This is a genomic window from Ruegeria sp. AI3, from assembly GCF_056541245.1.
In genome coordinates this window covers 126,003-148,594 of record NZ_JBQFYA010000004.1, presented here as the reverse complement: position 1 = coordinate 148,594, position 22,592 = coordinate 126,003, and the positions used below count along the sequence as shown (strand labels likewise).

Here is a 22,592-nt window from a genome sequence, read left to right as displayed (position 1 = left end):
AAGCAACGGGACCCATGAAAAACACATTGATCATATCGAGCCTGGCCCTGGCGGCGGCGACAGGTGCAGCATCCGCGCAAGAGGCGTGCTCGAACTACGAGATTCAGCGCGGCGACAGTCTGCGAGAGCTGGCGATTCAGGTCTATGCGACGGAAGATTTCCGCATCATTTTTGACGCCAACCGCGATGTGATTGGATCCAATCCGAACATCATTCGGGTCGGTGACGTGCTGGCAATGCCTTGCCTTGAAGATATCGGTCGTACTCCGGTTCTGGCTGATACCGAGGCCGAGCGTCTGGCCGCCGAAATGGCTGCCGAACTGGTCAAAGCTGCCGAAGAGCGTGCGGAACAGGCAATCGCTGAGGCCGAAGCCCGTGTGGCCGCCGCCGAAGCCGAGGCCAAGCAGGTGAGTGAACAGGCCGTGGTTGAAGCCAAGGCCGCCGCGCGTGAAGAAATCGAGGCCGCACGCGCCGAAGGCGCCGCCCTGATCCGCGACGCCGGTGCAGGCGAACGCCCCGAGGTGCGTGACCGTCAGGTGCTATTGATCACCGGCGGCGACTATCAGCCATTCACGGACGAAGCTCTGCCACATCGGGGCCTCTATACGCATCTGGTGGAAACCGCGATGCTGCGCGCCGCGCCCGAGCAGGCCTACAAGATTCAGTTCGTCAACGACTGGAACTCGCATCTGGATCTGTTGATGCCGACGCTTGCGTTTGACGGAACTTTCCCCTGGTCGCGTCCGAATTGCGAAGAACCTGCGGCGCTCTCTGAAAACGACCGCAACCGCTGTGAGACCTACAACTTCTCGAACCCGTTCTACGAAGTGGTCGACACGTTCTTCGCCCGCGAAGGCACAAGCTATGTCGAAGCGCTCAGTTACGCTGATTTCGCCGGCACCACGATCTGCCGCCCTGAAGGTTGGTCGCTGTCACACATGGATGCGGTCAGCCTGTACGAGCCGATCATCACCTTGCTGCGCCCGGAATCGCCGGACGAGTGCTTTGAAGCAGTGATGACGGGCGAGGCCGACATTGTCGCAATCGAAGCGCACCTCGCCGACGGAGCCATCGGTCGCCTTGGTTACGAGCACCGCATTGTCGAGAACCCGAATTTGGCGGCGATCAAGTCGCTGAATGTCATGACGCATAAGGACAACCCGGACGGAGAAGCGATTCTGGAAACGCTCAACAAGGGTCTGGCGATCATGCAGCAATCCGGCGAATGGCGAGACATCGTCTCATCCGCTCTTCGCTATCAAATGGAAAACGGCTGAAAAAACTGAAAAGCCATCTCAAATTTTATCTGGAGAAAACACCGAATGCCCAACTTCACGCTCCAAAATGTTGCGTTGACAACCGCTGCCGTATTGACGGTCAGTGCCGGAGCCGCTGCCGCCCAACAAGCCTGTACGAATTATACCGTACAGGACGGCGATACCATGGCGTCCATCGCGTTGACCGCGTATGGCACGTCCAACTACCAGCCCATCTTCAACGCGAACCGCGATGCGATCAGCAACCCCAACGCGCTGGATCCCGGGCTGTCTCTGGTCCTGCCTTGTGAGGACGGAAACCTGCCAAACGGTCAGAGCGCAAGCGACATCATCGCGGCGCAGCAGGAACGTTTTGCAAATTCTGCGCAGAGCAGTGCGTTCAAACGGCCGATCAAACTGGTGACCGGCAATGGCTGGGCTCCGTTCGCGGATGAAACCCTGAACGGTGGCGGGTTCATCACTCGTCTGGGCACCACAACGCTGCAGCGTGGTGGCAATAACGAGCAATTCTCGATCAGCTTCGTGGATGACTGGAACTCGCATATCGAAACCCTGCTGCCGCTGGGTGCGTTTGATGTGTCGATGGCCTGGAATATCCCCGACTGCACCAACCGCAGCTATGAATGGTCATGGGAGACCGAGGTTCGCTGCACGCAGTTCCACGCCTCGGCCCCGGTCTATGACATTGTGTTCGGCTTCTACAGCGTGCCCGAAGGCAAATACGCCGGAGCCACCAGCTTTGATGATCTGCACGGCGCCACGATCTGTCGTATGGAAGGCTGGCCTCTGCACGATCTGGAACAAGAAGGTTTGCTGCGCGACGACACCATGACGGTTGTGCAGCCCGCCACCGCACGGGAATGCCTGGATGCGGTCATCACTGGAACAGCCGACATCGCCACGTTCGAATTGCAGCTGTTCGCAGACGCCATGAGCGAAATGGGCCTGAATGCCAACGACCTAGTCGAGAACCCCTATGTCTCGACGCTGTCGTCCCTTCGCTTCATCACTCACCGGTCCAATCCTCAGGGTCAAAGATACCTTGCCCTGATGAACAAAGGCCTGAACGAAATGCGTGAAACCGGGGAATGGTACGCCATCATCTCGGATAGCCTGAATGAGCATAACGAAAGACTGCTAGACGCAATCAACTGAAACCTCATCTCCACATTCCAACTTATGGGAGGAATTAAAAATGCTAAGAGAAAAACTCAATACCAAAGTGATGACGGCAACCGCCGTCCTCACACTCTCCGCAGGTGCTGCAGCAGCGCAGGAAGCCTGTTCAAACTACACCGTGCAGGACGGCGACACGATGGCAACCATCGCGATCGCAGCCTACGGCACATCGAACTATCAGCCGATCTTCAACGCGAACCGCAACGAGATCACCAACCCCAATTCGCTAGAGCCCGGCTTGGTCCTGGCTCTGCCGTGTGAGGATGGCAGCCTGCCCAACGGTCAGTCGGCGCAGGAAATCATCGCGGCGGAAGAACAGCGTGCGGCCAGCGTGAAACGGTCGAACGTCTATGCACCGCCGATCAAACTGGTTGCGGGCAACGGCTGGGAACCGTTCACGACAGAATCCCTGAGCGGTGGCGGCATCATGACCCGTCTGGCAACGACCAGCCTGCAGCGTGCCGGCAACAGCCGCGACTTCTCGGTCAGCTTCGTGGATGACTGGTCTTCGCACTTGGACACTCTGCTGCCGCTGGGCGCATTCGACATCTCGATCGCCTGGACGCTGCCCGATTGTACAAACCGCTCTTATGAGTGGTCTGAGGCGACCGAAGCTCGCTGCACACAGTTCGTGGCGTCTGTTCCGATCTACGACGTTGTTGGTGGCTTCTTCACGCTGCCCGAAAGCGAATATGCCGCCGCAACAGAGTTTTCGGATCTCGAAGGCGCAACCCTTTGCCGTATGGCGGGTTGGAGCATGGTCGTTCTGGAAGAAGTTGGCCTGAACGGCAAAAACCTGAACCTGGTTCATCCCAACTCAGCGCGTGAATGCCTGGACGCCGTTCTCACCGGCACAGCAGACGTTGCTGCATTCGAGGTTGAGTTGTTTGCTTCGACCATGAACGACATGGGTTTGACATCGGACGATATCGTCGAAAACCCCTATGTTTCGACACTCTCGTCGATGAGCTTCATGGCTCACCGTTCGAACCCGTTTGCCCGCGAATACATCGCGATGATGAACAAGGGTCTGAACGAGATGCGCCAGTCCGGCGAATGGTACGCGATCATCTCGGACACGCTGCGCGAGCAGAACGAAAAGCTGAACGCCGGTTCGAACTGATCCCTCGGTTCAACTGACGCAGAAGGGCCGGTTGTTTCAACCGGCCCTTTTTCTTGTCATGAAGACAAAACCGGTGTTTGAATTCGATCTGTTCGGCACGCCCGTGCAAGCTGTCCGAACGCTCTGACTTTCCACAGGACTGACCCATGATCCAAGACAACCCCGCGCTTATTGATGCCATTCGCGACAGGTTCGCCCATGTCGACACGTGCCCGTTTCAGGGCGAACGCATTTTCTTTGAGAATGCAGGCGGCGCCCTGACGTTGAAATCGGTGGCTGAGACCTCGGCTTTCTATGCGGCGATCCCGGACAATCCGGGCCGTATCAACCCTGCGGGGCAGGGTACGCAAAATGTGATCAACAAAGCCAAGCAGGATCTAGGCGTGTTCATGAACGCCTCTGGCGGTCAGTTCATTGCTGGCGAAAGCGGGACCGAGCTGTTGTTCCGCATGATCCGTACTGCGTGTTTGGCCGCACCCAAGGGGGTCAAAGTGATTGGCTCCTCCATCGAACACCCAGCCACCCGAAGCGCCGCGCGCCGCTGGGCCGAGATTGCTGGGCTGGACTATGTGAACGTGCTCCATGACAACGATACCGGTCTGGTTACACCCGACGACTACGCCGCACTGATGACCCCGGATGTGGCGGTGGCGACGATCCTGCATGCCTCACCTGTGACAGGCATGGGCATGGATGTGGCCGCGATCTCGGCCGCGATCCGGGCGGTTGCGCCGGATTGCATGATCATCGTCGATGGCATCCAGCACGCAGCCCATGGGCAGCTCGATCTGGATGCTTACAACGTCGATGGCTATGTGATCTCACCTTACAAAGTGTTCTCGCGCCACGGGTACGGGATTGCATGGATCTCTGACCGTCTGACCCATACGCCGCATGACATGCTGATCGACGCCCCCGCGACAGGGTGGGAGTTCGGCACCCGCGATACCGGTTCCTACGCGACGGTCTCGGATGTGGTGTCCTATTTCGACTGGCTGGGTGGGGAAGTATCGGACGAGACTGACCCGCGCGCCCGGATCGAGGCTGCGGGTCGTGCCATTCACGCCTATGAAACCCATCTGACCAACACAGCCATCAACGGCACCGGCAACCTGCCCGGTCTGCGCGATATGGATCATGTCACCATTCTGGCCGGGGCCGACAACCCAGCGCGCGAGGGGCTGGTGTCGATCGTGGTCAAAGGCAAGGCATCCGAAGATGTGGTCGAGACACTGAATCAGCAGGGCATCCGAACCCATACGCGCAAGGCCGACCATTACTCGGGCAATGTGCTGGGGCCATTGGGGCTATCGGATTGCATCCGCATTTCCTTCTGTCACTACAACACGGAACAGGAAATCGCACGCCTCTTGGCCGCCGTCAAAGAGCTAGGGGAAGACGCGTAGCGCTACAGTCTCTGACCGTCCTCGCCAAAGGCGAGGACGTTGGCCTGATCGAACGCGATCCCTGTCTGCGCGCCCGGTTCAACCCTGTGTTGACCGAAGGCGCGGATGGTGAAGGGTTTTCCGGTCCCGATATCGACCATGATGTTCGTATCCGCACCCAGGTTTTCCACATGCACCACGGTGCCGGATAGAGCCCCGGTTTCAGAATGGGTGGCGTATTCCGGACGGATGCCGAAATAGGTGCCCTTTGGTCCGCCGATCATATCCGCCGGGACAAAATTCATGGCGGGGGAGCCGATGAACTCGGCCACAAAGCGGTTGGCGGGGTTGTTGTAGAGGTCCATTGGGCTGCCGATCTGTTCCACGCGTCCATCCCGCAGAACCACGATCTTGTCGGCGAGTGTCATCGCCTCAGTCTGATCATGGGTCACGTAGATCATGCTGGCGTCAATCTGTCGGTGCAGATTGGCGATCTCGACCCGTGTGTTCAGGCGCAGGGCGGCGTCCAGATTGGACAGCGGCTCATCAAACAGGAACAGTTTCGGGTTGCGCACAATCGCACGTCCGATGGCGACGCGTTGCCGTTGGCCGCCTGAGAGTTCGGCGGGACGGCGCTCCAGATAGTCCTCAAGCGACAGCATCCGGCTGGCCTCGGAAATGCGGCGCGAGATTTCATCCTTCGGGTGCCCAGCCTGTTTAAGCCCAAGCGCCATATTTCCACGCACCGTGAGATGCGGGTATAGCGCGTATGACTGGAACACCATCGCGAGCCCGCGTTTCGCCGGTGGCACGGTATTGACCTGCTCGCCGTCGATTTCGACCGTGCCCGAGGTCGCATCCTCCAATCCCGCAATTACCCGCAGCAAGGTCGATTTCCCGCAGCCCGAGGGGCCGACAAAGACCACGAATTCGTTTTCCTCGACCGTCAGGTCGATGTTCTTCAACACCTCAACTGGCCCGAAGGATTTACACACTTTGCTCAACTTCAGGGCGGTCACGTCACGCCTCCTTCAGGTCAACCGGTTGCCCGGTTCTAATGCTTTCATCAGCCGCCAAGCAGATCCGCAGGGATTGCACCGCGTCGCTCATGTGGCGGGTCAGGTCGATATTCTCGGCGATGACGCGCAGCATGTAGGCTTGCTCTGCATCGCACAGCTCCTGATGGCCCGGTTCGCCGTCCATTTCGATCAGAGTGTCCCGATCCGGGCGATGTACTAGAATGCCGCCCACTTTGGTGTGCCCGTCCACATCGTCCGAAGCGCCTTTGTTGCCCTCGGTGATCGAAACGGCGCCATTGGGCGAGATGATGTCTTTCACGAAGAACGCGGTTTCGGACATCATCGGGCCCCATCCGGCCTCGTACCAGCCGACTGAGCCGTCCTCGAACACCACCTGGAACTGGCCGTAGTTATACATATCCGGTGCGATCTCGTCCGATAGGCGCAGGCCCATGCCGTTGACCCGAACGGGCAGGGCGTCGGTGATCTGGCACATCACATCCACGTAGTGCACGCCACAATCGACGATGGGCGAGGTGGTCTGCATCAGCGCCTTATGCGTCTCCCATGTCGGGCCGGTGGATTGCTGGTTCAGGTTCAGCCGGAACACGTAGGGGCCGCCCAGATCTCGCGCCTCGGATATCAATCGCATCCACGAGGGGTGGTAGCGCAGGATATAGCCGATCACCAGCTTGCGCCCCGTCTCGACCGCTTTGGCGACAACGCGGCGTGCATCCTCGACCGTGGTGGCCAGAGGTTTCTCGACAAACACATGCGCGCCCGCCTCCATCGCAGCGCAGGCATAGTCAGCGTGGCTATCGGAATAGGTCGCGATGACCACGAGATCAGGTGCGGTCTCTGCCAGGGCGGTGTGGAAGTCCGAGAAGGCGGGATAGCCCTGCAACTCCGACTGATCGACCTGGCCAGAGCGATTGACTAACCCAACAATCTGCGCGTCGGTATGATGATGATGCGCCAGCGCGTGGCTGAGGCCCATATTGCCCAGACCTGCGATAAGGACTCGGATCATTTGACCGCCCCCGAGGTGATGCCGCGGATCAATTGCCGCGAGAAGATGACATAGAGAACCATGACCGGCAGGATCGCCATGCTCAGCGCGGACAGAACCGCGTTCCAGTCGGTGACGAACTGCCCGATGAAGACCTGACTACCCAGCGTGAGCGTCTTGGTTTCCTCGGCCGGGGCGAGGATCAGTGGGAACCACAGATCGTTCCAGATCGGGATCATGTTGAACACCGCCACCGTCGCCATGGCCGGGCGCACAAGCGGTAGAACCAGCCGGAAGAAAATCGTGTATTCGCTGAGGCCGTCAATACGCCCCGCGTTTTTCAGATCGTCGCTGACCTGACGCATGAACTCGGACAAGATAAAGACAGCCAGTGGCAGGCCCTGCGCAGTGTAGACCAAGATCAGGGCCATCAGAGTGTTCACCAACCCGGTTGCGACCATCATCTCAAGGATGGCGACCGTGCCGATGCGGATCGGGATCATGATGCCCAAGGCCAGATAGAGGCCCATCAGGGTGTTGCCGCGAAAGCGATACTCGCTGAGGGCAAAGGCGGCCATTGCGCCGAACAGCAGGATGAAGAACAGCGACACAACCGTGACGATCATCGAGTTCTGGAAGTAGAGGAAGAAATCCCCTTGTTTCATCACCGTCTGATAGCCGATCATCGAGAACGTCTCGGCATCCGGCAGGGCCAGCGGCTCGCGAAAGATCGCTTTGCGGGACTTGAAGCTGTTGATCACGATCACGAAGACCGGGAACAGCGCGATCAGGGTGTACAGGATCAGCGCGCCATGCATGGCGGCGATATTGAACGGGTTTCTGCGGGCTTTGTTCATCTTGCTACCCTCAGAACTGATACCGGCGGATGCGGGTCTGGATCAGGAACAGATAGACGCAGACGCCGGTTAGGATGATCGCAAACATCCCCGTCGCAATGGCCGAGCCCATATGCGGATCGCCAAGCTGCAACTGGAACCCGAAGAAGGTGCGGTACATGAAGGTGCCCAGAATATCGGTCGAGAAATCGGGGCCTGCCAGAGCTCCTTGGGCGGCATAGATCAGGTCAAACGCGTTGAAATTCCCCACGAAGGTCAGGATCGAGATGATGCCGATCGACGGCAGGATCAGCGGCAGTTTGATCTTCCAGAAGGCGGCCATACCGGTGATGCCTTCGACCTCGGCGGCCTCAAGGATTTCTTCTGGGATTGAAAGCAGCGCGGCGTAGATCAGCATCATCGGGATACCGACAAACTGCCAGACTGACACGAGCGCCAGGGTGGTCAGGGCATACTCCTCTTTCCCCAACCACGGAGCATAGAGGGATTTCAAGCCAACAGCGGCCAGCATGTCCGGCGCAATGCCCCAGATCGGCGACAGGATCAGTTTCCAGGCAAAGCCAACGATTACGAAAGACAGGATTGTCGGAATGAAGATGGCCGAGCGGTAGAAAGCGGCAAACCTCAGCCGCGGGTGGCTGAGCATGGCGGCCAGAGCGATGCCGATCGGGTTCTGCACCAGCATGTGAATGAAGAAAAACCAGAAGTTGTTACCTAATGCATTCCAGAACGCATCCGACCATAAGGGATCGCCGAACAGGGTACGGAAATTGTCCAGCCCGACAAAGACGCGGGATTGATCGACCTCGGTATAAAGCGCCAGCCGCAGCGTGTTGAAAAGCGGCAGGATCATCACGGCAGTGTAAACCAGCACGGCGGGTGCAAGGAACACCACTATGTGCCATTTGATCCGGCTGTTGCCCATCTTGTGCCTCGACTTTTTTGGGTGGGTCCGGCCCGAAGGCCGAACCCGTTGGTTTCGTGAGTGGTTATTGGTGCGGCGCGTACCAGGAGGCGAGGCCATCCTGCAGGCGCTGCCCGGCGTCCTCGGGGCTTTCTTCGCCCTTGATGACCTGAGCCGAGGCGTTCCAGGTCTCGTTCTCAAGGTTCGGCGTGCCGCGCGACAGGATCTGGTAGGTCGAGCGGATGGTCGAGCCACACTCGCCACGCCAGCTTACGAACTCCTGCGCCAGTGGGTCATCCATCGCGACGTCAAAGCTGGACAGCGAGAAGAAGCCGGGCAGGGCGTTGGCGTAGATGGTTGCGAACTCTTCCGAGCCAACCCAATCCAGGAAGGTGCGCGCGGCCTCAGCGTTGGGCGAGGCTGCGTTCAAGCCGATGGCGATATCGGTGTGATCCGAGATATAGCACTCATCGCCCGCATTCTGGACCGGAGGTTTGAATGCGCCCATTTCGAAATCGGCCAGATTGTTGAAACCGCTGATCTCCCAGCTGCCTGCCGGATAGACGGCTGCGCGGCCCAGAGTGAACAGGTTCTGGCTGTCCGGATAGGTCTGGGCTTCGAACCCGTCGCCCATGTACTCACCCCATTTCGCCAATTGGCGATAGGGCGCGACCCAGGCTTCATCCGTCAGCTTTTGCGAGCCTTCGATCAGCGCCAGACGGCCTTCTTCACCTTTCCAGTAGTTCGGGCCGATATTGTTGTAGCCCATGGTGGCCGCTTCCCACTGGTCATTGGTGCCCATGGCCATCGGAATATAGGTGCCGTCCTCTTTGATCTTGTCGAGCGCGGCGAAGAACTCAGCCTCGGTTGTGGGCACGTCGATGCCCAGCTCGTTGAAGGCGTCTTTGTTGTAGATGAAACCGTGAATGACCGAGGCCATGGGAACGCAGAAGGTCGCCGCACCATCATCGGTCTGCCACGCAGATTTCGCAACGTCCGAGAAATTGGCCATGCCGCCCAGATCGGACAGATCCGTCAGGTGACCGGCCTCATAAAGACCAAGCGAAGTGTCAAACGGACGGCAGGTGATCAGGTCTCCGGCCGACCCGGCATCCAGTTTGGCGTTCAGGGCCGCGTTGTATTCCGCAGGGGCCGAAGGCGTGAATCGAATTTTGATATCCGGGTTCTGTGCCTCAAACGCGGGGATGATCTTTTCCTGCCAGAGCGCCAGATCGTCATTGCGCCAGCTTTCGATAGTCAGAACCGTTTCGGCATATGCGGCGCCTGCAAGGGCCGACGACGCCAGCAAAACGGCGCTTAGTGATACTTTCTTCATGGTCTTTTCTCCCTTGGTACTTTGTTTGGTTTTAAAGTTGTTTTAGCGCTGGGCGTAGGTGGCCATCAGATTGCGCCAAAAGCGCCTCGGCCCGGTCCGGGCTGTCGGCGCCCGCGGCCAGCAAGATTGCCTGTTTCACGTTACCGGACGCCTGCGTAAGCGCAGCACTGGCCTGCTCTGCCGAAACCCCGGCGATTTTTCCAACGATCCCTTCGGCGCGTTGGCGCAGTTTATGGTTGTCGGCGATGACGTTGATCATCATCCCGTCATGGACGTGGCCAAGGCGAATGCCCATCAGCGTGGACATCATATTCAGAGCCACTTTCTGCGCCGTCGCGGCCCCAAGGCGCGTTGAGCCAGCGATGGGTTCGGGTGGCGTGTTCAGGTGGACGGCGCAATCCACGTAGTCGAATAGCGGGGCCTCTGCGTTGTTGGCGATCCCGATGACCTTGGCACCCTGCGCGCGCGCATGACGGGCGAATTCGACGGCATAGGGCGTGCTGCCACTGGCGGAAAGGGCGATTACAGCGTCACTCGGTTGTACCTTGGCCGCCGCAGTTTGCGCCGCAGTTTCATCATCTTCGGTATGACCGGGCATCGCCGCGCCCTGTGGTACCCCGCCTGCCATGCAGATCGCCATGGACTCAGGCGAAAGGCCAAAGGTTCCGGACAGCTCGGCTCCGTCCGCCAGTCCCATTAGGCCCGACGAACCGGCCGCAGCGTAGTAAATCTTGCCGCCCAGACGCACCGTATCCGTAAGAATGGCAGCCCCCTCTGAAAGGGCATCCAAGCAGCCGTCAAGTCCGCGCAATGCCGCCTTCTGTGCCTCAAGCAGATAGCCCAGGATGTTGACATCCGGCCGCAGGTCCAGCCCTTCGACCTCGTCGCGCAGCATTTCGGTTTGCGGCAGCATTTGATTCCTCCCCAGATGAGAGTAATACCTATATAATACCTTTTGTCTACCTCTCGTTGGAAAAATATGCCAAAAACCCCTGAAATAACCAATAATTCTCAGTTTCTATAAGCTGAGGTCTTTTTTTTCGGCAAAAGGTATCTTAAAGGTATCTATATGGATGAGTCCTTCCAATACCTGATTGCAATCGACGGCGGTGGCACAAAATGCCGTTTCGCGATGGTCACACCTGACGGTCGGGTCGAGGTGACATTGGGTAGTGCCAATGCCTTCTCGGATCGTCAGAAAGCGCTGCGCACCCTCGATGAGGGGCTGCAGGCCTTGGCCTATAAGGCGCAATTGCCCCGAGCACATCTGGCCGAGATTCCGACCTACGCGGGGCTGGCTGGGGTGACGGATGCCGTTGCGGCGTCTGAGGTTGCGCGCAGCCTTCCCTCGCGGATTGTCGAGGTCGAAGATGATCGCAGATCAGCGGTTGTGGGCGCGCTGGGCGCGCAGGACGGTTCTGTGATTGGCGTTGGAACGGGGTCCTTTCTGGCCCGCCAGGCCGATGGGCGAACGCACTTTATTGGCGGCTACGGGGCTTTGATCGGCGATCAGGCCTCGGGCAATTGGTTGGGCGTTCAGCTGCTGCAACGCGTTCTATTGGCGATGGACGGCATTCAACCCCACGGCGCGCTGACCCGAAAAATCAGCACGGAATATGACGACGATCCCATGCAAATCGTTGCGTTTGTTGGTCAGGCGAACCCCTCTGATTTCGCAGGCCTTGCCCCCGAGATCATCGCGGCTGCGGCTGGTGGCGATCCCGTGGCGCAGGAACTGATGCAAGGCGGGGCCGACTATCTGGCGCAGGGGCTGCGCGCCCTCGGTCACACCGACGGATCGCCCATCTGCATGATCGGCGGGGTCGCACCGCACTATACAGATTATCTGCCCCCTCACATGCAGGCCTGCCTGACCGAGGCCAAGGGCTCGCCGCTAGACGGAGCCCTGATATTGGCGCGTCACCTGGCTGAGCGGGCAAAGGTAGGGGCGGGCTAGTGAGCGACACGATCGAGACATTCCTGAAACCCGCGGATTGGCTGCAGGAGGCCACAGGCCCTCTTTACGTTCGGTTGCGCAAGCGACTTGAGCAAAGCATTGAGGCCGGAGTTTTGGCCGAAAGCGCCCCGCTGCCAGGCGAGCGCGAGATGGCCCATCTGACCGGCCTGTCCCGTGTTACCGTCCGGCGCGCGCTGCAGGATTTGGTCGAGCGTGGCATCATCGTGCAGCGTCAGGGCTCGGGCAGTTTCGTGGCGGACGGAACGCCTCGGGTCGAACAATCGCTGTCTCTGCTGACCTCTTTTACCGAAGACATGACCCGCCGCGGATTGGATTCGACCAGCGAGTGGCTGGACCGGGGCATCCACACACCCTCACCGGAAGAGGTTATGGCACTGGCCCTGTCCTCGGGCGAAGAGGTGGCGCGGCTGTCGCGCCTGCGCATGGCCAATGACAGGCCAATGGCGATTGAGCACGCGGCCCTGCCGGTCGATATCCTGCCGCATCCCGAAGGCGTGACATCCTCGCTCTACGAGGTGCTGGAACGCGACGGCAACCGCCCGGTGCGCGCCATGCAGCGGATTTCAGCGATCAACCTTGAGGCCAACGATGCCGCCGTTCTGGGGGTCGAGCCGGGCGTGGCCGGGCTGCGGATCGTCAGGACCTCGTTCCTGTCCAATCGACGGGTGGTGGAATTCACCCGCTCTGTCTATCGCGGTGATGCCTACGATTTCGTGGCCGAACTGCGCCTTGCAAACAGCTAGGAAAGCACATGCAACAGCAGATCACCCGGATGCGCCGGGAAATCGATGAGATACCCGAAGCGGTCGAACGGCTGCTCAGCCTGGGTCAAAAGGACATCACGGCCACGGCCGAGGTCGCCCGGACCCTTGATCCCGCTTTTCTGACGAGCGTGGCGCGTGGGTCGTCGGATCATGTCTGCACCTATCTCAAATACGCGTCGGAAATCCTGTTGGGCCTGCCGGTGGCCTCGGTTGGTCCTTCTGTCGCGTCTATCTACAACGCGCCGCTTCGGTTGCAAAACAGCCTGTGTCTGGCCGTGTCCCAGTCCGGGCAAAGCCCGGATATCCTGGCGATGGTGCGCAGCGCGGATCGTGATGGCGCGCTGACCATCGGGCTGACAAATGACGCGGCCTCTCCATTGGCGGCATCCTGTGCCCACACCATTGATATACAGGCAGGCCCCGAACTGAGTGTGGCCGCGACCAAGACATTTGTGTCCTCGGCCGTGGCGGGCCTTTGGGTCTTGGCTGAATGGGCGCGGGATGAGGCGCTTTTGGCGGCCATTCGCGGCTTGCCAGAACGGCTGGCGCAGGCTGCGCGTATCGACTGGCCTGAGGTTCGGGCCGCGATTGGGGCAAACCCGTCGCTGTTCACGCTTGGGCGCGGGCAAGTGCTGGCCATGTCCAACGAGGCGGCGTTGAAGTTCAAAGAGACCTGCCAGTTGCACGCGGAGAGCTATTCTTCGGCCGAAGTGCTGCATGGGCCGGTCTCGATTGTCGAAGAAGGGTTTCCTGTCCTCAGCTTTGCTGCTGCCGACGCTGCGGAACCCGCGTTGTCCGAGGTCGCCGACGCGATCAGCGCCAAAGGGGCCCGCGTTTTTGCGACCACGATCAAGGTCAAATCTGCGTCGCCGGTCGAACATGTCCGCACGCAACACCCGCTGACCGACGCGCTGAGCCTGATCGTTTCGTTCTACTCCATGGTCGAGGTTTTCGCCGCCTCGCGCGGCATTGACCCGGATGCCCCCCGGCACCTCAAGAAGGTGACGGAGACGGTATGACGGAGACGACCCACGCCCTCATCGGAGCGGATATTCTGACGCCGGACGGCATCGTGAAAGACCACGCGCTGTTGCATCGGGGTGGGCGGGTTGATGGCGTCGTTCCCATGTCGGAACTTGGCTCTGGGCACGTGCCAGTCACGCTGGAGGGTGGACTTCTCGCGCCGGGTTTCGTCGATCTGCAGGTCAATGGCGGTGGTGGGGTGATGTTCAACAACCAGCCGGATGTTGACGCGCTACAGATCATGGCTGGGGCTCATGCGCAGATCGGGGCGACCTCGATCCTGCCGACCTTGATCACGGATTCGCCCCAGATCACCGCAAACGCCATCTCGGTCGCGATTGAGGCCGTGCGGCAAGGCGTTCCGGGCATCTTGGGTTTGCATCTGGAAGGCCCGCATCTGGCCGTCTCACGCAAAGGCGCGCATGACGCTGCCTTTATCCGCCCGATGGGGGATGCGGATGTCGCGGCCCTGCTTGAGGCCGCCGCCCAATTGCCGGTGCTTAAAGTGACACTGGCGCCCGAAAGCGTCACGAACGCCCAGATTGAAACACTGACGGCGGCAGGTGTATTGGTCTCCTTGGGGCATACCGATGCCAGTTATGAGGTCTGCGTTGCCGCCGCAAAGGCTGGTGCGCGCTGTGTGACGCATCTGTTCAACGCGCAAAGCCAGATGCAAGGACGCGCGCCGGGAACCGTTGGCGCGGCATTGGCCGAGGGAAAATTCTCGGCGGGTCTTATCGCGGACATGATCCATGTTCATCCCGCCATGATCCGCAATGCGTTGAATGCCAAGCTGGGACCCGGTGAGATTTTTCTGGTCAGCGATGCCATGGCGACGGCAGGGTCGGATATCCGCGTGTTTGAACTCAACGGCCGCGAAATCCTCCGCGACGACAACCGGCTGACGCTGGCCGACGGAACGCTGGCAGGCGCGCATCTGGAATTGCTTCAAGCGGCGCGGAATCTTACCGAACAGGTCGGTGTGTCGTTTGAACAAGCCCTGCACATGACCAGCCTTGTGCCTGCGAATCTGATCGGCAATCGTCAGATCGGACGTCTGACCAGAGGCGCGCTGGCACATGTCTTGCATATCGGCCCTGAGGGGGATCTGCTGGCCGTCTGGCAGAACGGGCAGAAAATCCTCGGATGACCCTATCGGCAGAACCGGTCTGCGTGCTTTGAAAACCGCCCATTTTGCGCTATCCTGAGGCGGAGCAGTAATCAGGAAAAAACGGAATGCGTAAATGCATAGGCGGCGTCATGACCGCCGCATTGTGGGCATCCATGATGCAGGCAGGTTCAGCAGAAACTTATCAAGGGTCAGAAAATCGACTTTTGGACAATACGATACAACTGGCCTCGGCGGATGTGGTGATCTCCCTCCGGCCGGTGCCGCGACCTTCGGCTGAGGCCGTTCGGGTGTCGGTAGAAGGCAATGCCCGCTTTCAGGCATGGCTTGGCGCGTTTCAGCGGAGGGCGGTTGCGCAGGGGATCACTCAGCAGACTTTGGACCAGGCACTAGCCGGGCTGAGCTATGACCAAAAGGTCATCAAGCGGGACCGTAATCAGGCAGAGTTTTCAAAGCCGATCTGGGAGTATCTGGACGCGGCCGTCTCGGACACGCGCATCTCCAATGGTCGCGCGGCATTGGACCGGCATCGGAAAGTCCTGCGGCAGATCGAGGCGCAATATGGCGTCGAGAAAGAGGTCGTAACTGCCATTTGGGGCCTAGAGACCTCCTTCGGGTCGTATCGTGGCAGCAACCAGACGATCCGCTCGCTGGCGACATTGGCCTTCGATGCCCGCCGCGCTTCGTTTTTCGAGACCCAGTTGATTGCCGCTTTGCGGATCATTCAGGCCGGGGATGTAAGTGCGGGTCGCATGGTGGGCAGCTGGGCTGGCGCCATGGGGCATACGCAATTCATGCCGACCTCGTATCTGGATCACGCGGTTGATTTCGATGGCGACGGTCGGCGTGACATCTGGTCTGAGGACCCGACGGACGCGCTTGCCTCGGCCGCCGCCTATCTGGCCCGGAATGGGTGGACTAAGGGGCAGCCCTGGGGTGTTGAGGTGCGTCTGCCCGAGGGGTTCGACTATGCGACTGCCAAGCGGGATTTCACTCTGATGCCGTCTGACTGGGCGGCACTTGGTGTGGTCGGGCTGGATGGCAACCCGGTGCGAGACCACGGTCAAGCTGCGATCTTGCTTCCCGCGGGCGGGCAAGGTGTAGCGCTGATGATCTTCGACAATTTCAGCGTGATCGAGGCGTACAATGGCGCGGATGCCTATGTGATCGGAATTGGTCACCTGTCGGATCGGCTGAGCGGAGATGCTCCGTTTCAGGCCGGTTGGCCGCGTGGCGACCGGGTGCTGAGTTTTACCGAGAAAAAGGAATTGCAAACGCGGTTAACGCAGGCCGGGTTTGATACCCAGGGCATAGACGGACGTACCGGACCGAATACGGTGAATGCGGTGCGGGCCTATCAACTGGCACAAGGACTGCTGCCAGATGGCTATGCGTCCATTCGTTTGCTTGAGCGGTTGAGGTAGAGGAGGGGCGCGCAGCCAAGCTGTCGATTGCACTATTGTTTGGTATTGCCTCGCACTTGCCAGCTTGGGCCAAATACCTTGGTGCTCTCGCACTTAGCCGAGCGCTAAGGCGAAAAACGCGATTGCATGCTAATCGTGTTTAGGGTGTTTGGGCGGCGCGGACTGCTCTTTTGCGCTCGTTGGCTGGACGGAAGCAGGTGCGGCGCGCATGCGGACAGCCTCGGCACTCCAGCTGAACTCGGTTCTTATGCCTAATGATCCTTCGTTACCATCAAAACCTCAGAGACAGGCATGACATGCCGCCATCCAACTTGGCGCAATCGGTGTTGTCGATCTGGATGACCTCATACCCAGCCTTGTCCAAAACATCTGCAGTACGCGAGAAACCGGCCGCCATGAGCACCAGATTGTTGAAACGTATTGCATTGGCGGCCGCTTCTTCACCGTCGGCAACATGCAGAACCCGGTAGCCTTTAAAACACCCGGACGTATCCAGGCGCTTGGTTGAAAGGATGGTTTCGGCATCCATCAGCGAACAATCGGTCTTGAAATGCAACACGCCTTCAGGCGTGAACACCTCGCGCAAAGTATGGCCCCACTCACTGGCGATTTCTGCCAGTTCGGCCACTCCTGCAGCGTCGGTTCGATCCGAGCGGCCGACCAGAATTTCCTTTCCGGTCACCAGAATATCACCTCCTTCGACATGGCCGGGCCCCTTGATCTCGCGGACGTCGTCGTAACAGGCACGGATCGTCGACGATATTTCTGCCACCTCACCCAGGCGGGAGGGCGCGCCAGGTCGCATCAGGATAGCACCTTGCGGCAGGCATAGCGCAGTGTCCTCGACGAACTGGGCGTCCGGGTACGCTTCCAGTGGGTGTAGCTCAATAACTTCTGCTCCAGTGCTCCGCAGCGCGCTGACATAGGCCGAATGCGCAGCCAGCATACCCTCTAGGCTGGGATTGCCGATATCCTCGGCACGCAGGCCGTCTGCAATGGTCGAGGCAGGCTTGCGCGTTATGGCACGGGTAAATTCAAAGGTCGGGTTTCGCATGAGTCACTCCTGATCCGAGCGGCGCCCGGCAGTATCAATTTCCAGAATCGAGGGGCCGTTTTGGGCATCGGCTTCTGCCAGTGCAGCGGCAACAGCTGTTGGATCTTGCCGAACGCGTTTGTAGGGGACGCCAAACGAGGCAGCAGTGGCCGCAAAGTCAGGTGGGGTTGGGTCGCAACCGATCACTTCGACGCCCACGCCCTCCATGGACGTGGCGATTTCGCCATAGCCACGATTGTTCCAAAGAACAAAGGTAATACGCAGGTTTTGCTCCACTGCGGCCATGATCTCGGGCAGTGAGAATTGGGCACCTCCGTCTCCGGCGATGCAAATCACGGACGCCTCCGGGTCGGCAATCGCGGCACCGATGGCGGCCGGAATGCCATAGCCAAGAGCCCCGTATCCGGTGGCCGCATTGAACCAACCGCCGGGACGGTCGTGATCATAGTAGAGGTTGCCCGCATAAATCGGCTGGGTGGAATCTCCGATCATGAGCGCATTCGGGACTGCGGCGCGCATGGCCGCCAGAATCCCGACTTGAGCGCGGTAGTCCGAACCTATCTCTTCGAACGCTGCGGCGCGGGTTCTTTCAGCGCGGTCCATTCCATCTCGCTGGTTGGATTTTCCGGGCAAGGCCGACAGCAAGGACGAAACAACCTGACCGGTCCGACCCTCTATGGTTATTGCGGCTTCGTGACGGGTCAATTGATCCGGACAAATATCCACTCGTATGAGCCCTGACATAGAGGCCATATCTCCGGTGGCATACATGTCATAGTCCGTTGGGCCCAACTCGGTCCCCAAAGCGAGGACGCAATCGGCTTCTTCGATCAATGCCCGGACGGCTTTCAAGCTTGGACTAGCGGGAACAGTCAGTGGGTGCCCATGCATCAGACCGCGCGCATTTACGGTTTGCACGACAGGCGCATCGAGACGCTCTGCGAGAGTTTGAAGACCTTCCTCGGTCGCTTTCGATCCGCCCCCTGCCAAGATGACGATTCTTCGCGCAGCCGACAACCGGTCTGCGGCTTGTTGGACTAAGTCGCGGTCCAATGCCTGATGGGGATGATCTTTCGAAGTCAGGGCGCTTTCAGCGACCAACCCCGCCACATCCAGCGGGATTTGGATATGGGTGGGGCCTGGTCGTCCAGCGGAATAGGGTGCAAACGTGCGATCCAATGCAGCGCTCAAATCACCGGGCTGGTCCACATGTTCGGACACCAGCGCAACAGTTTTGGCGAGCGCATGTTGGTCGGGCAGTTCATGCAAGTGGCCAAGACCCTTGTGTAGCGTGCTCTTCTCGTTGACGCCGGAAACCACCAGCATCGGAACGGAATCTGCGCGGGCCTGCGCCATCGGCGTCAGCGTATTTGTCAGGCCGGGCCCCGTGATCACGAAGGCCACGCCCGGCTTGCCTGAAACACGCGCATAGCCGTCAGCCATAAAACCTGCACCTTGCTCGTGCCTTGGGGTCACATGCTGAATGCCCGAGGCCGCAAGACCGCGGTACAGCTCAACTGTGTGCACACCGGGAATACCGAACACGCAGGATACGCCCCGTTGCTTCAACTCGGCGACCAGTGCCTCGCCCACTGTTTGGTTGGTCATGCAACACTCCGTTTGCTAAGGTTTGCATGGGCGACGATACGGTCTAGCGCAGTCGCGAATTGGCTGTCGTCGATGGTGAGGGCGACCCGAACCCAGTCCTTTAGGCTTTCACCAAAGGCCGAGCCGGGCATCACCGAAACGCCGTGTTCCAGCAGATCCCAGGCATAGGTGTCACCATCCATCCCAATGCCCGTCACGTTGACCAGCGCAAACATGCCCGCATCCGGTTGGTGGACAGTCAGCGGCGTTTCACTGTGAAGGCGGCGTGCCAGACCATCGGCGCGGGCTGCAAAACGCGACGCCATGCCTGCAGCGACCGATGATCCGTCTCGCACAGCTTTTTCGGTCATGTCTGCGATAAAGGGCTGGTTGCCAAACAGCATCGTTTCCGAGACCGGTAGCAACGCAGTACAGAACGCAGCTGGACCGACGCACCAGCCGCTGCGAAACCCGGGGGCTGCGTGCGATTTGGAAATCGACGACACGGCGATGACCCTATCGGCCAGATCCGGGTCCGACAGCGGAGAGACAAATTCCGCCCCTTCAAACACCAGATGCTCGTACACTTCGTCCGAGTTGATCCAGAGGTCGTGCTTGATCGCAAGCTCGCCGATTTTCCGCACATCTTCTGCGGTCAGGATCGCGCCCGTTGGATTATGCGGAGTCGTTAAAAGTATAGCGCGGCTGCGTGGGGTGATGCGCGCGGCGATGTCTTCGGCCTGCAACCGAAATCCGCTTTCCGGGCGCAGCGGCACCGGCACGGGTTCGGCGCCTGATGCGCGGATCACGCCCTCGTATGTGGCATACATCGGGTCGCCGACCAACACCTCGGACCCGGCTTCGGCAACGCCCTGCATCACCGTATAAAGCGCGGTCTGCGTGCCGGGAAAACAAAGGATATTCTCGGGCAAAAATTGCCGACCGCGGCTTTTGGTGTAGGACTCTGCCAAGGCATCGCAAAGCCCGGCCTCTCCGCGGCCGTTGGAATAGCCGGTACGGCCCGACTGCAGCGCCAAGGCAGCGGCATCGCAAAGCTCTGGTGGGGTTGGCACGTCGGGCTCGCCGATTGTCATTTCCACCAGATCAGCACCTGCCTCAACCATGGCTCGCGCCTTCAAGTGTACCTCCCACTTGCCGCCGCCCAATCCGGCCAGCCGGTCAGTGATTGCTGTCAACCTCATAGGGGCTCACTCTCCTGCGTTAGATTCAAATCGATAATGGCGGAAACGGATTGCAGCCCGATTTCGACCAGTTCACCCTGCTCAAAGGCATCGGGTAAAGCGCCGCCTTCCAGCCACAGACCGTCGATGACCGCGTTGCAAGCGATAGCCAGCTGCCGCAACTGGGCAGGCGAGACCGAGCGGTTCGCTTCTTTCAGAGAGGCCGCGATCAACCCTTCGAGCTGGTCCCGAAAATAGGCGTATGTGCGTTCGTGGGTCGCCTTCATTTGCTGGTCATTCTGTACTTTGTTCAAAAAGCTGGCCCAAAGAGCGATAGCACGGGGGTCGACAACCGGCGGCGTCAATGACGCGGTCACGAAAGCTGCCAACTTGGCTTGGGCGCTAGCTTCGACTTCGTTCGCAGGCGCGAATGTCTGATCTGTCATAGAGTTCATGTGGTGCTCATACGCCGCGACGATCAGCTCCTCTTTGGAGTTAAAATAATGACGGATGAGCCCCTGCGTAACATCCGCGCGGTCCGCGATTCCCCGCACTGTGGCGCCACGGACGCCTTGTTCTGCCACCAAATCAAGCGTCGCGAGAATCAGTGCGTGTTGTCTGGCTTCAGCCGACTCACGCTTAAATTTCTTGCGGTCTTCGCTCACGATTGGTCCTATTTTGCGGATGCTGTAATTATACGCTTGCATAATTACTATGCTCGCGGCTTACTGCAATCAGAAAGTTGGGGTCAAAGAAAAAATGGACACAGCCGCCGCTGACGCAGTTGCTCAAGAAACGGATACGCGCCGAGAGGCGATCCGCGTTGAGGACTTGCACAAGTCTTTTGGAAATCTCGAGGTGCTAAAAGGCGTGGATCTCACAGCACATCAGGGTGATGTCGTGGCGATCATCGGTGGCTCGGGGTCTGGCAAGTCGACCATGTTGCGATGCATCAATTTCCTTGAAACACCGACCTCCGGCAAAATCGTAATCGGAGGCGAGGAAGTGGCAATGCGGGCAGATGGCAGTCCCGCCAGCCAGAAGCAGATAGAGCGCATTCGAACAAAGCTGGCGATGGTGTTCCAGCAGTTCAACCTGTGGACCCACCGCACTCTTCTTGAGAATGTGATCGAGGTTCCGGTACATGTGTTGAAGGTGCCCAAACCCGAGGCGATCGAACGCGCGCGCGAATTGCTGGTCAGGGTAGGCCTGGGCGGCAAAGAGGACACCTTCCCAGCATATCTATCCGGGGGCCAGCAGCAGAGGGCCGCTATTGCTCGGGCATTGGCGGTTGATCCTTCCGCCATGCTCTTTGACGAGCCAACATCCGCACTGGATCCGGAACTCGTGGGCGAAGTGCTGACGGTAATCCGTGATCTGGCTGCCGAAGGGCGAACCATGTTATTGGTCACCCATGAGATGAAGTTCGCGCGCGAAGTGGCGAACCATGTCGTCTACCTCTACCAGGGGCGCATTGAAGAGCAGGGACCACCTGCCGACCTCTTTGGAAATCCGCAATCGGAACGACTGAAGCAATTCCTCAGATCCGTCGGATAGTATCAAAACACTAAATAACACCAACCGGGAGACTCCTAATGAAATTGAAAGCACTTTTGACTGCAGCAACAGCCGCAGCCGTTCTGACTGCCGGCGCGGCCGCAGCTGAACAAGTTAAGATCGGTATCGCTGCCGAACCCTATCCCCCATTTGCGTCACCCGACAGCTCGGGCAATTGGGTCGGATGGGAGATCGAGGTGATCAATGCCGTCTGCGCCGCAGCCGAGCTTGACTGTGTCATCACCCCTGTCGCCTGGGATGGTATCATTCCGTCGCTGACCGGCCAGCAGATCGACGCGATCATGGCGTCGATGTCGATCACCGAAGAGCGTCTGAAAACCATCGACTTCAGTGATGCGTATTACAACACACCCGCAGTGATTGTGGCCGACAAGTCGATGGATATCGAGCCCACCGCAGAGTCCCTTGCTGGCAAAATCATCGGGATCCAAGCCTCGACCATCCACCAAGCCTATGCCCAGGAATACTTCAAGGATTCAGAACTGAAAGTCTATCAGACTCAGGATGAGGCCAACCAAGACCTTTTCGCGGGTCGCATCGATGCCACTCAGGCCGACAGCATTGCCATGGCGGATTTTGTGAATTCGGACAATGGCGGCTGCTGTGAAATCAAAGGCGCTGTCGCGGATGATCCGGCAATCTTGGGCCGTGGCGTCGGTGCCGGTGTGCGCAAGGGCGATACCGAACTTCTTGAAGCGCTCAACAAAGGGATCGCTGCGATCCTGGCCGATGGGACCCACGAGAAAATCACCTCGGGTTATTTCACCACCAGCATCTACTAAGGC

General features: G+C 59.2%; 21 protein-coding genes. 11 read left to right on the top strand and 10 right to left on the bottom strand.

Going from position 1 to position 22,592, the window contains the following annotated elements:
• Positions 1-14 precede the first annotated feature (14 nt).
• The 4 genes from ACRZ95_RS08795 (at position 15) to ACRZ95_RS08780 (ending at position 4,985) form a co-directional block, all read left to right on the top strand.
• Positions 15-1,277: a transporter substrate-binding domain-containing protein gene (locus ACRZ95_RS08795; protein WP_170678121.1), complete on the top strand. Its 1,263-nt coding sequence runs from the start codon at positions 15-17 to the stop codon at positions 1,275-1,277.
• A gap of 45 nt (positions 1,278-1,322) precedes the next feature.
• Positions 1,323-2,432, top strand: coding sequence for a LysM peptidoglycan-binding domain-containing protein (locus ACRZ95_RS08790; RefSeq protein WP_170552166.1), 1,110 nt, complete (start codon positions 1,323-1,325; stop codon positions 2,430-2,432).
• A 40-nt stretch (positions 2,433-2,472) separates the two neighbouring features.
• Positions 2,473-3,579 carry a LysM peptidoglycan-binding domain-containing protein gene (locus tag ACRZ95_RS08785; RefSeq protein ID WP_170552169.1) on the top strand — a complete coding sequence of 369 codons (1,107 nt, stop codon included), beginning with the start codon at positions 2,473-2,475 and terminating at the stop codon, positions 3,577-3,579.
• Positions 3,580-3,725: 146 nt separating this feature from the next.
• Positions 3,726-4,985 (top strand): aminotransferase class V-fold PLP-dependent enzyme, encoded by a 1,260-nt coding sequence (locus tag ACRZ95_RS08780; protein WP_170678119.1) that lies wholly within the window; start codon positions 3,726-3,728, stop codon positions 4,983-4,985.
• A 2-nt stretch (positions 4,986-4,987) separates the two neighbouring features.
• On the opposite strand, the gene ACRZ95_RS08775 is transcribed toward ACRZ95_RS08780, so the two are convergent.
• The 6 genes from ACRZ95_RS08775 to ACRZ95_RS08750 form a co-directional block, all read right to left on the bottom strand.
• Positions 4,988-5,983 (bottom strand): ABC transporter ATP-binding protein, encoded by a 996-nt coding sequence (locus ACRZ95_RS08775; RefSeq protein ID WP_170471518.1) that lies wholly within the window; start codon positions 5,981-5,983, stop codon positions 4,988-4,990.
• Between the two features lies 1 nt (position 5,984).
• Complete coding sequence (locus ACRZ95_RS08770; RefSeq protein ID WP_170678117.1) at positions 5,985-7,013, bottom strand: Gfo/Idh/MocA family protein; 1,029 nt, start codon at positions 7,011-7,013, stop codon at positions 5,985-5,987.
• Entirely contained in the window at positions 7,010-7,849 is an 840-nt protein-coding gene (locus ACRZ95_RS08765) for a carbohydrate ABC transporter permease (RefSeq protein WP_170375704.1), read from the bottom strand. The genes ACRZ95_RS08770 and ACRZ95_RS08765 overlap by 4 nt, the downstream gene beginning before the upstream one ends.
• A gap of 10 nt (positions 7,850-7,859) precedes the next feature.
• The gene (locus tag ACRZ95_RS08760) at positions 7,860-8,774 is read right to left on the bottom strand and encodes a carbohydrate ABC transporter permease (RefSeq protein ID WP_170459957.1); all 915 of its coding nucleotides are present in this window, start codon (positions 8,772-8,774) and stop codon (positions 7,860-7,862) included.
• Positions 8,775-8,838: 64 nt separating this feature from the next.
• Positions 8,839-10,089 (bottom strand): ABC transporter substrate-binding protein, encoded by a 1,251-nt coding sequence (locus ACRZ95_RS08755; protein WP_170678115.1) that lies wholly within the window; start codon positions 10,087-10,089, stop codon positions 8,839-8,841.
• 31 nt (positions 10,090-10,120) lie between these two features.
• The gene (locus ACRZ95_RS08750) at positions 10,121-11,002 is read right to left on the bottom strand and encodes an N-acetylmuramic acid 6-phosphate etherase (protein WP_170678113.1); all 882 of its coding nucleotides are present in this window, start codon (positions 11,000-11,002) and stop codon (positions 10,121-10,123) included.
• Between the two features lie 156 nt (positions 11,003-11,158).
• Between ACRZ95_RS08750 and ACRZ95_RS08745 the strand changes: the two genes are divergently transcribed.
• From ACRZ95_RS08745 to ACRZ95_RS08725, 5 genes are all read left to right on the top strand, one after another.
• Complete coding sequence (locus tag ACRZ95_RS08745) at positions 11,159-12,046, top strand: BadF/BadG/BcrA/BcrD ATPase family protein (RefSeq protein WP_170678112.1); 888 nt, start codon at positions 11,159-11,161, stop codon at positions 12,044-12,046.
• A complete protein-coding gene (locus ACRZ95_RS08740; protein WP_170638126.1) occupies positions 12,046-12,810 on the top strand; it encodes a GntR family transcriptional regulator in 765 nt (254 codons plus the stop codon). Before ACRZ95_RS08745 ends, ACRZ95_RS08740 begins: the two co-directional genes overlap by 1 nt.
• Positions 12,811-12,818: 8 nt before the next feature.
• On the top strand, positions 12,819-13,850 hold the full coding sequence (locus ACRZ95_RS08735) for an SIS domain-containing protein (protein ID WP_170678110.1): 1,032 nt from the start codon (positions 12,819-12,821) through the stop codon (positions 13,848-13,850).
• Positions 13,847-15,004 carry an N-acetylglucosamine-6-phosphate deacetylase gene (gene nagA, locus ACRZ95_RS08730; RefSeq protein WP_170678108.1) on the top strand — a complete coding sequence of 386 codons (1,158 nt, stop codon included), beginning with the start codon at positions 13,847-13,849 and terminating at the stop codon, positions 15,002-15,004. Before ACRZ95_RS08735 ends, nagA begins: the two co-directional genes overlap by 4 nt.
• 86 nt (positions 15,005-15,090) lie before the next feature.
• The gene (locus tag ACRZ95_RS08725; RefSeq protein ID WP_170678106.1) at positions 15,091-16,407 is read left to right on the top strand and encodes a lytic murein transglycosylase; all 1,317 of its coding nucleotides are present in this window, start codon (positions 15,091-15,093) and stop codon (positions 16,405-16,407) included.
• A gap of 271 nt (positions 16,408-16,678) precedes the next feature.
• On the opposite strand, the gene ACRZ95_RS08720 is transcribed toward ACRZ95_RS08725, so the two are convergent.
• From ACRZ95_RS08720 to ACRZ95_RS08705, 4 genes are read right to left on the bottom strand one after another with little or no spacing between them, the layout of a single operon-like run.
• Positions 16,679-17,461, bottom strand: a complete 783-nt coding sequence (locus ACRZ95_RS08720) for an arginine deiminase family protein (protein WP_170678104.1) — start codon at positions 17,459-17,461, stop codon at positions 16,679-16,681.
• Positions 17,462-17,464: 3 nt separating this feature from the next.
• Positions 17,465-19,069 (bottom strand): 5-guanidino-2-oxopentanoate decarboxylase, encoded by a 1,605-nt coding sequence (locus ACRZ95_RS08715; RefSeq protein WP_170678102.1) that lies wholly within the window; start codon positions 19,067-19,069, stop codon positions 17,465-17,467.
• On the bottom strand, positions 19,066-20,250 hold the full coding sequence (locus tag ACRZ95_RS08710; protein ID WP_170678100.1) for a pyridoxal phosphate-dependent aminotransferase: 1,185 nt from the start codon (positions 20,248-20,250) through the stop codon (positions 19,066-19,068). The genes ACRZ95_RS08715 and ACRZ95_RS08710 overlap by 4 nt, the downstream gene beginning before the upstream one ends.
• Entirely contained in the window at positions 20,247-20,894 is a 648-nt protein-coding gene (locus ACRZ95_RS08705; protein WP_170678098.1) for a TetR family transcriptional regulator C-terminal domain-containing protein, read from the bottom strand. Before ACRZ95_RS08705 ends, ACRZ95_RS08710 begins: the two co-directional genes overlap by 4 nt.
• A gap of 94 nt (positions 20,895-20,988) precedes the next feature.
• On the opposite strand from ACRZ95_RS08705, the gene ACRZ95_RS08700 reads away from it, so the two are divergent.
• Both ACRZ95_RS08700 and ACRZ95_RS08695 read left to right on the top strand, forming a co-directional pair.
• Positions 20,989-21,786 (top strand): ATP-binding cassette domain-containing protein, encoded by a 798-nt coding sequence (locus ACRZ95_RS08700; RefSeq protein WP_170678095.1) that lies wholly within the window; start codon positions 20,989-20,991, stop codon positions 21,784-21,786.
• Between the two features lie 38 nt (positions 21,787-21,824).
• Positions 21,825-22,589: a transporter substrate-binding domain-containing protein gene (locus ACRZ95_RS08695; RefSeq protein WP_170678093.1), complete on the top strand. Its 765-nt coding sequence runs from the start codon at positions 21,825-21,827 to the stop codon at positions 22,587-22,589.
• Positions 22,590-22,592: the final 3 nt, after the last annotated feature.

Bases quoted from the DNA above. Each gene is read 5' to 3' on its own strand.
- ACRZ95_RS08795 (WP_170678121.1), top strand. From the start codon at position 15: ATGAAAAACACATTGATCATATCGAGCCTGGCCCTGGCGGCGGCGACA.
- ACRZ95_RS08790 (WP_170552166.1), top strand. From the start codon at position 1,323: ATGCCCAACTTCACGCTCCAAAATGTTGCGTTGACAACCGCTGCCGTA.
- ACRZ95_RS08785 (WP_170552169.1), top strand. From the start codon at position 2,473: ATGCTAAGAGAAAAACTCAATACCAAAGTGATGACGGCAACCGCCGTC.
- ACRZ95_RS08780 (WP_170678119.1), top strand. From the start codon at position 3,726: ATGATCCAAGACAACCCCGCGCTTATTGATGCCATTCGCGACAGGTTC.
- ACRZ95_RS08770 (WP_170678117.1), bottom strand. From the start codon at position 7,013: ATGATCCGAGTCCTTATCGCAGGTCTGGGCAATATGGGCCTCAGCCAC.
- ACRZ95_RS08765 (WP_170375704.1), bottom strand. From the start codon at position 7,849: ATGAACAAAGCCCGCAGAAACCCGTTCAATATCGCCGCCATGCATGGC.
- ACRZ95_RS08760 (WP_170459957.1), bottom strand. From the start codon at position 8,774: ATGGGCAACAGCCGGATCAAATGGCACATAGTGGTGTTCCTTGCACCC.
- ACRZ95_RS08755 (WP_170678115.1), bottom strand. From the start codon at position 10,089: ATGAAGAAAGTATCACTAAGCGCCGTTTTGCTGGCGTCGTCGGCCCTT.
- ACRZ95_RS08750 (WP_170678113.1), bottom strand. From the start codon at position 11,002: ATGCTGCCGCAAACCGAAATGCTGCGCGACGAGGTCGAAGGGCTGGAC.
- ACRZ95_RS08745 (WP_170678112.1), top strand. From the start codon at position 11,159: ATGGATGAGTCCTTCCAATACCTGATTGCAATCGACGGCGGTGGCACA.
- ACRZ95_RS08735 (WP_170678110.1), top strand. From the start codon at position 12,819: ATGCAACAGCAGATCACCCGGATGCGCCGGGAAATCGATGAGATACCC.
- nagA (WP_170678108.1), top strand. From the start codon at position 13,847: ATGACGGAGACGACCCACGCCCTCATCGGAGCGGATATTCTGACGCCG.
- ACRZ95_RS08725 (WP_170678106.1), top strand. From the start codon at position 15,091: ATGCGTAAATGCATAGGCGGCGTCATGACCGCCGCATTGTGGGCATCC.
- ACRZ95_RS08720 (WP_170678104.1), bottom strand. From the start codon at position 17,461: ATGCGAAACCCGACCTTTGAATTTACCCGTGCCATAACGCGCAAGCCT.
- ACRZ95_RS08715 (WP_170678102.1), bottom strand. From the start codon at position 19,069: ATGACCAACCAAACAGTGGGCGAGGCACTGGTCGCCGAGTTGAAGCAA.
- ACRZ95_RS08710 (WP_170678100.1), bottom strand. From the start codon at position 20,250: ATGAGGTTGACAGCAATCACTGACCGGCTGGCCGGATTGGGCGGCGGC.
- ACRZ95_RS08700 (WP_170678095.1), top strand. From the start codon at position 20,989: ATGGACACAGCCGCCGCTGACGCAGTTGCTCAAGAAACGGATACGCGC.
- ACRZ95_RS08695 (WP_170678093.1), top strand. From the start codon at position 21,825: ATGAAATTGAAAGCACTTTTGACTGCAGCAACAGCCGCAGCCGTTCTG.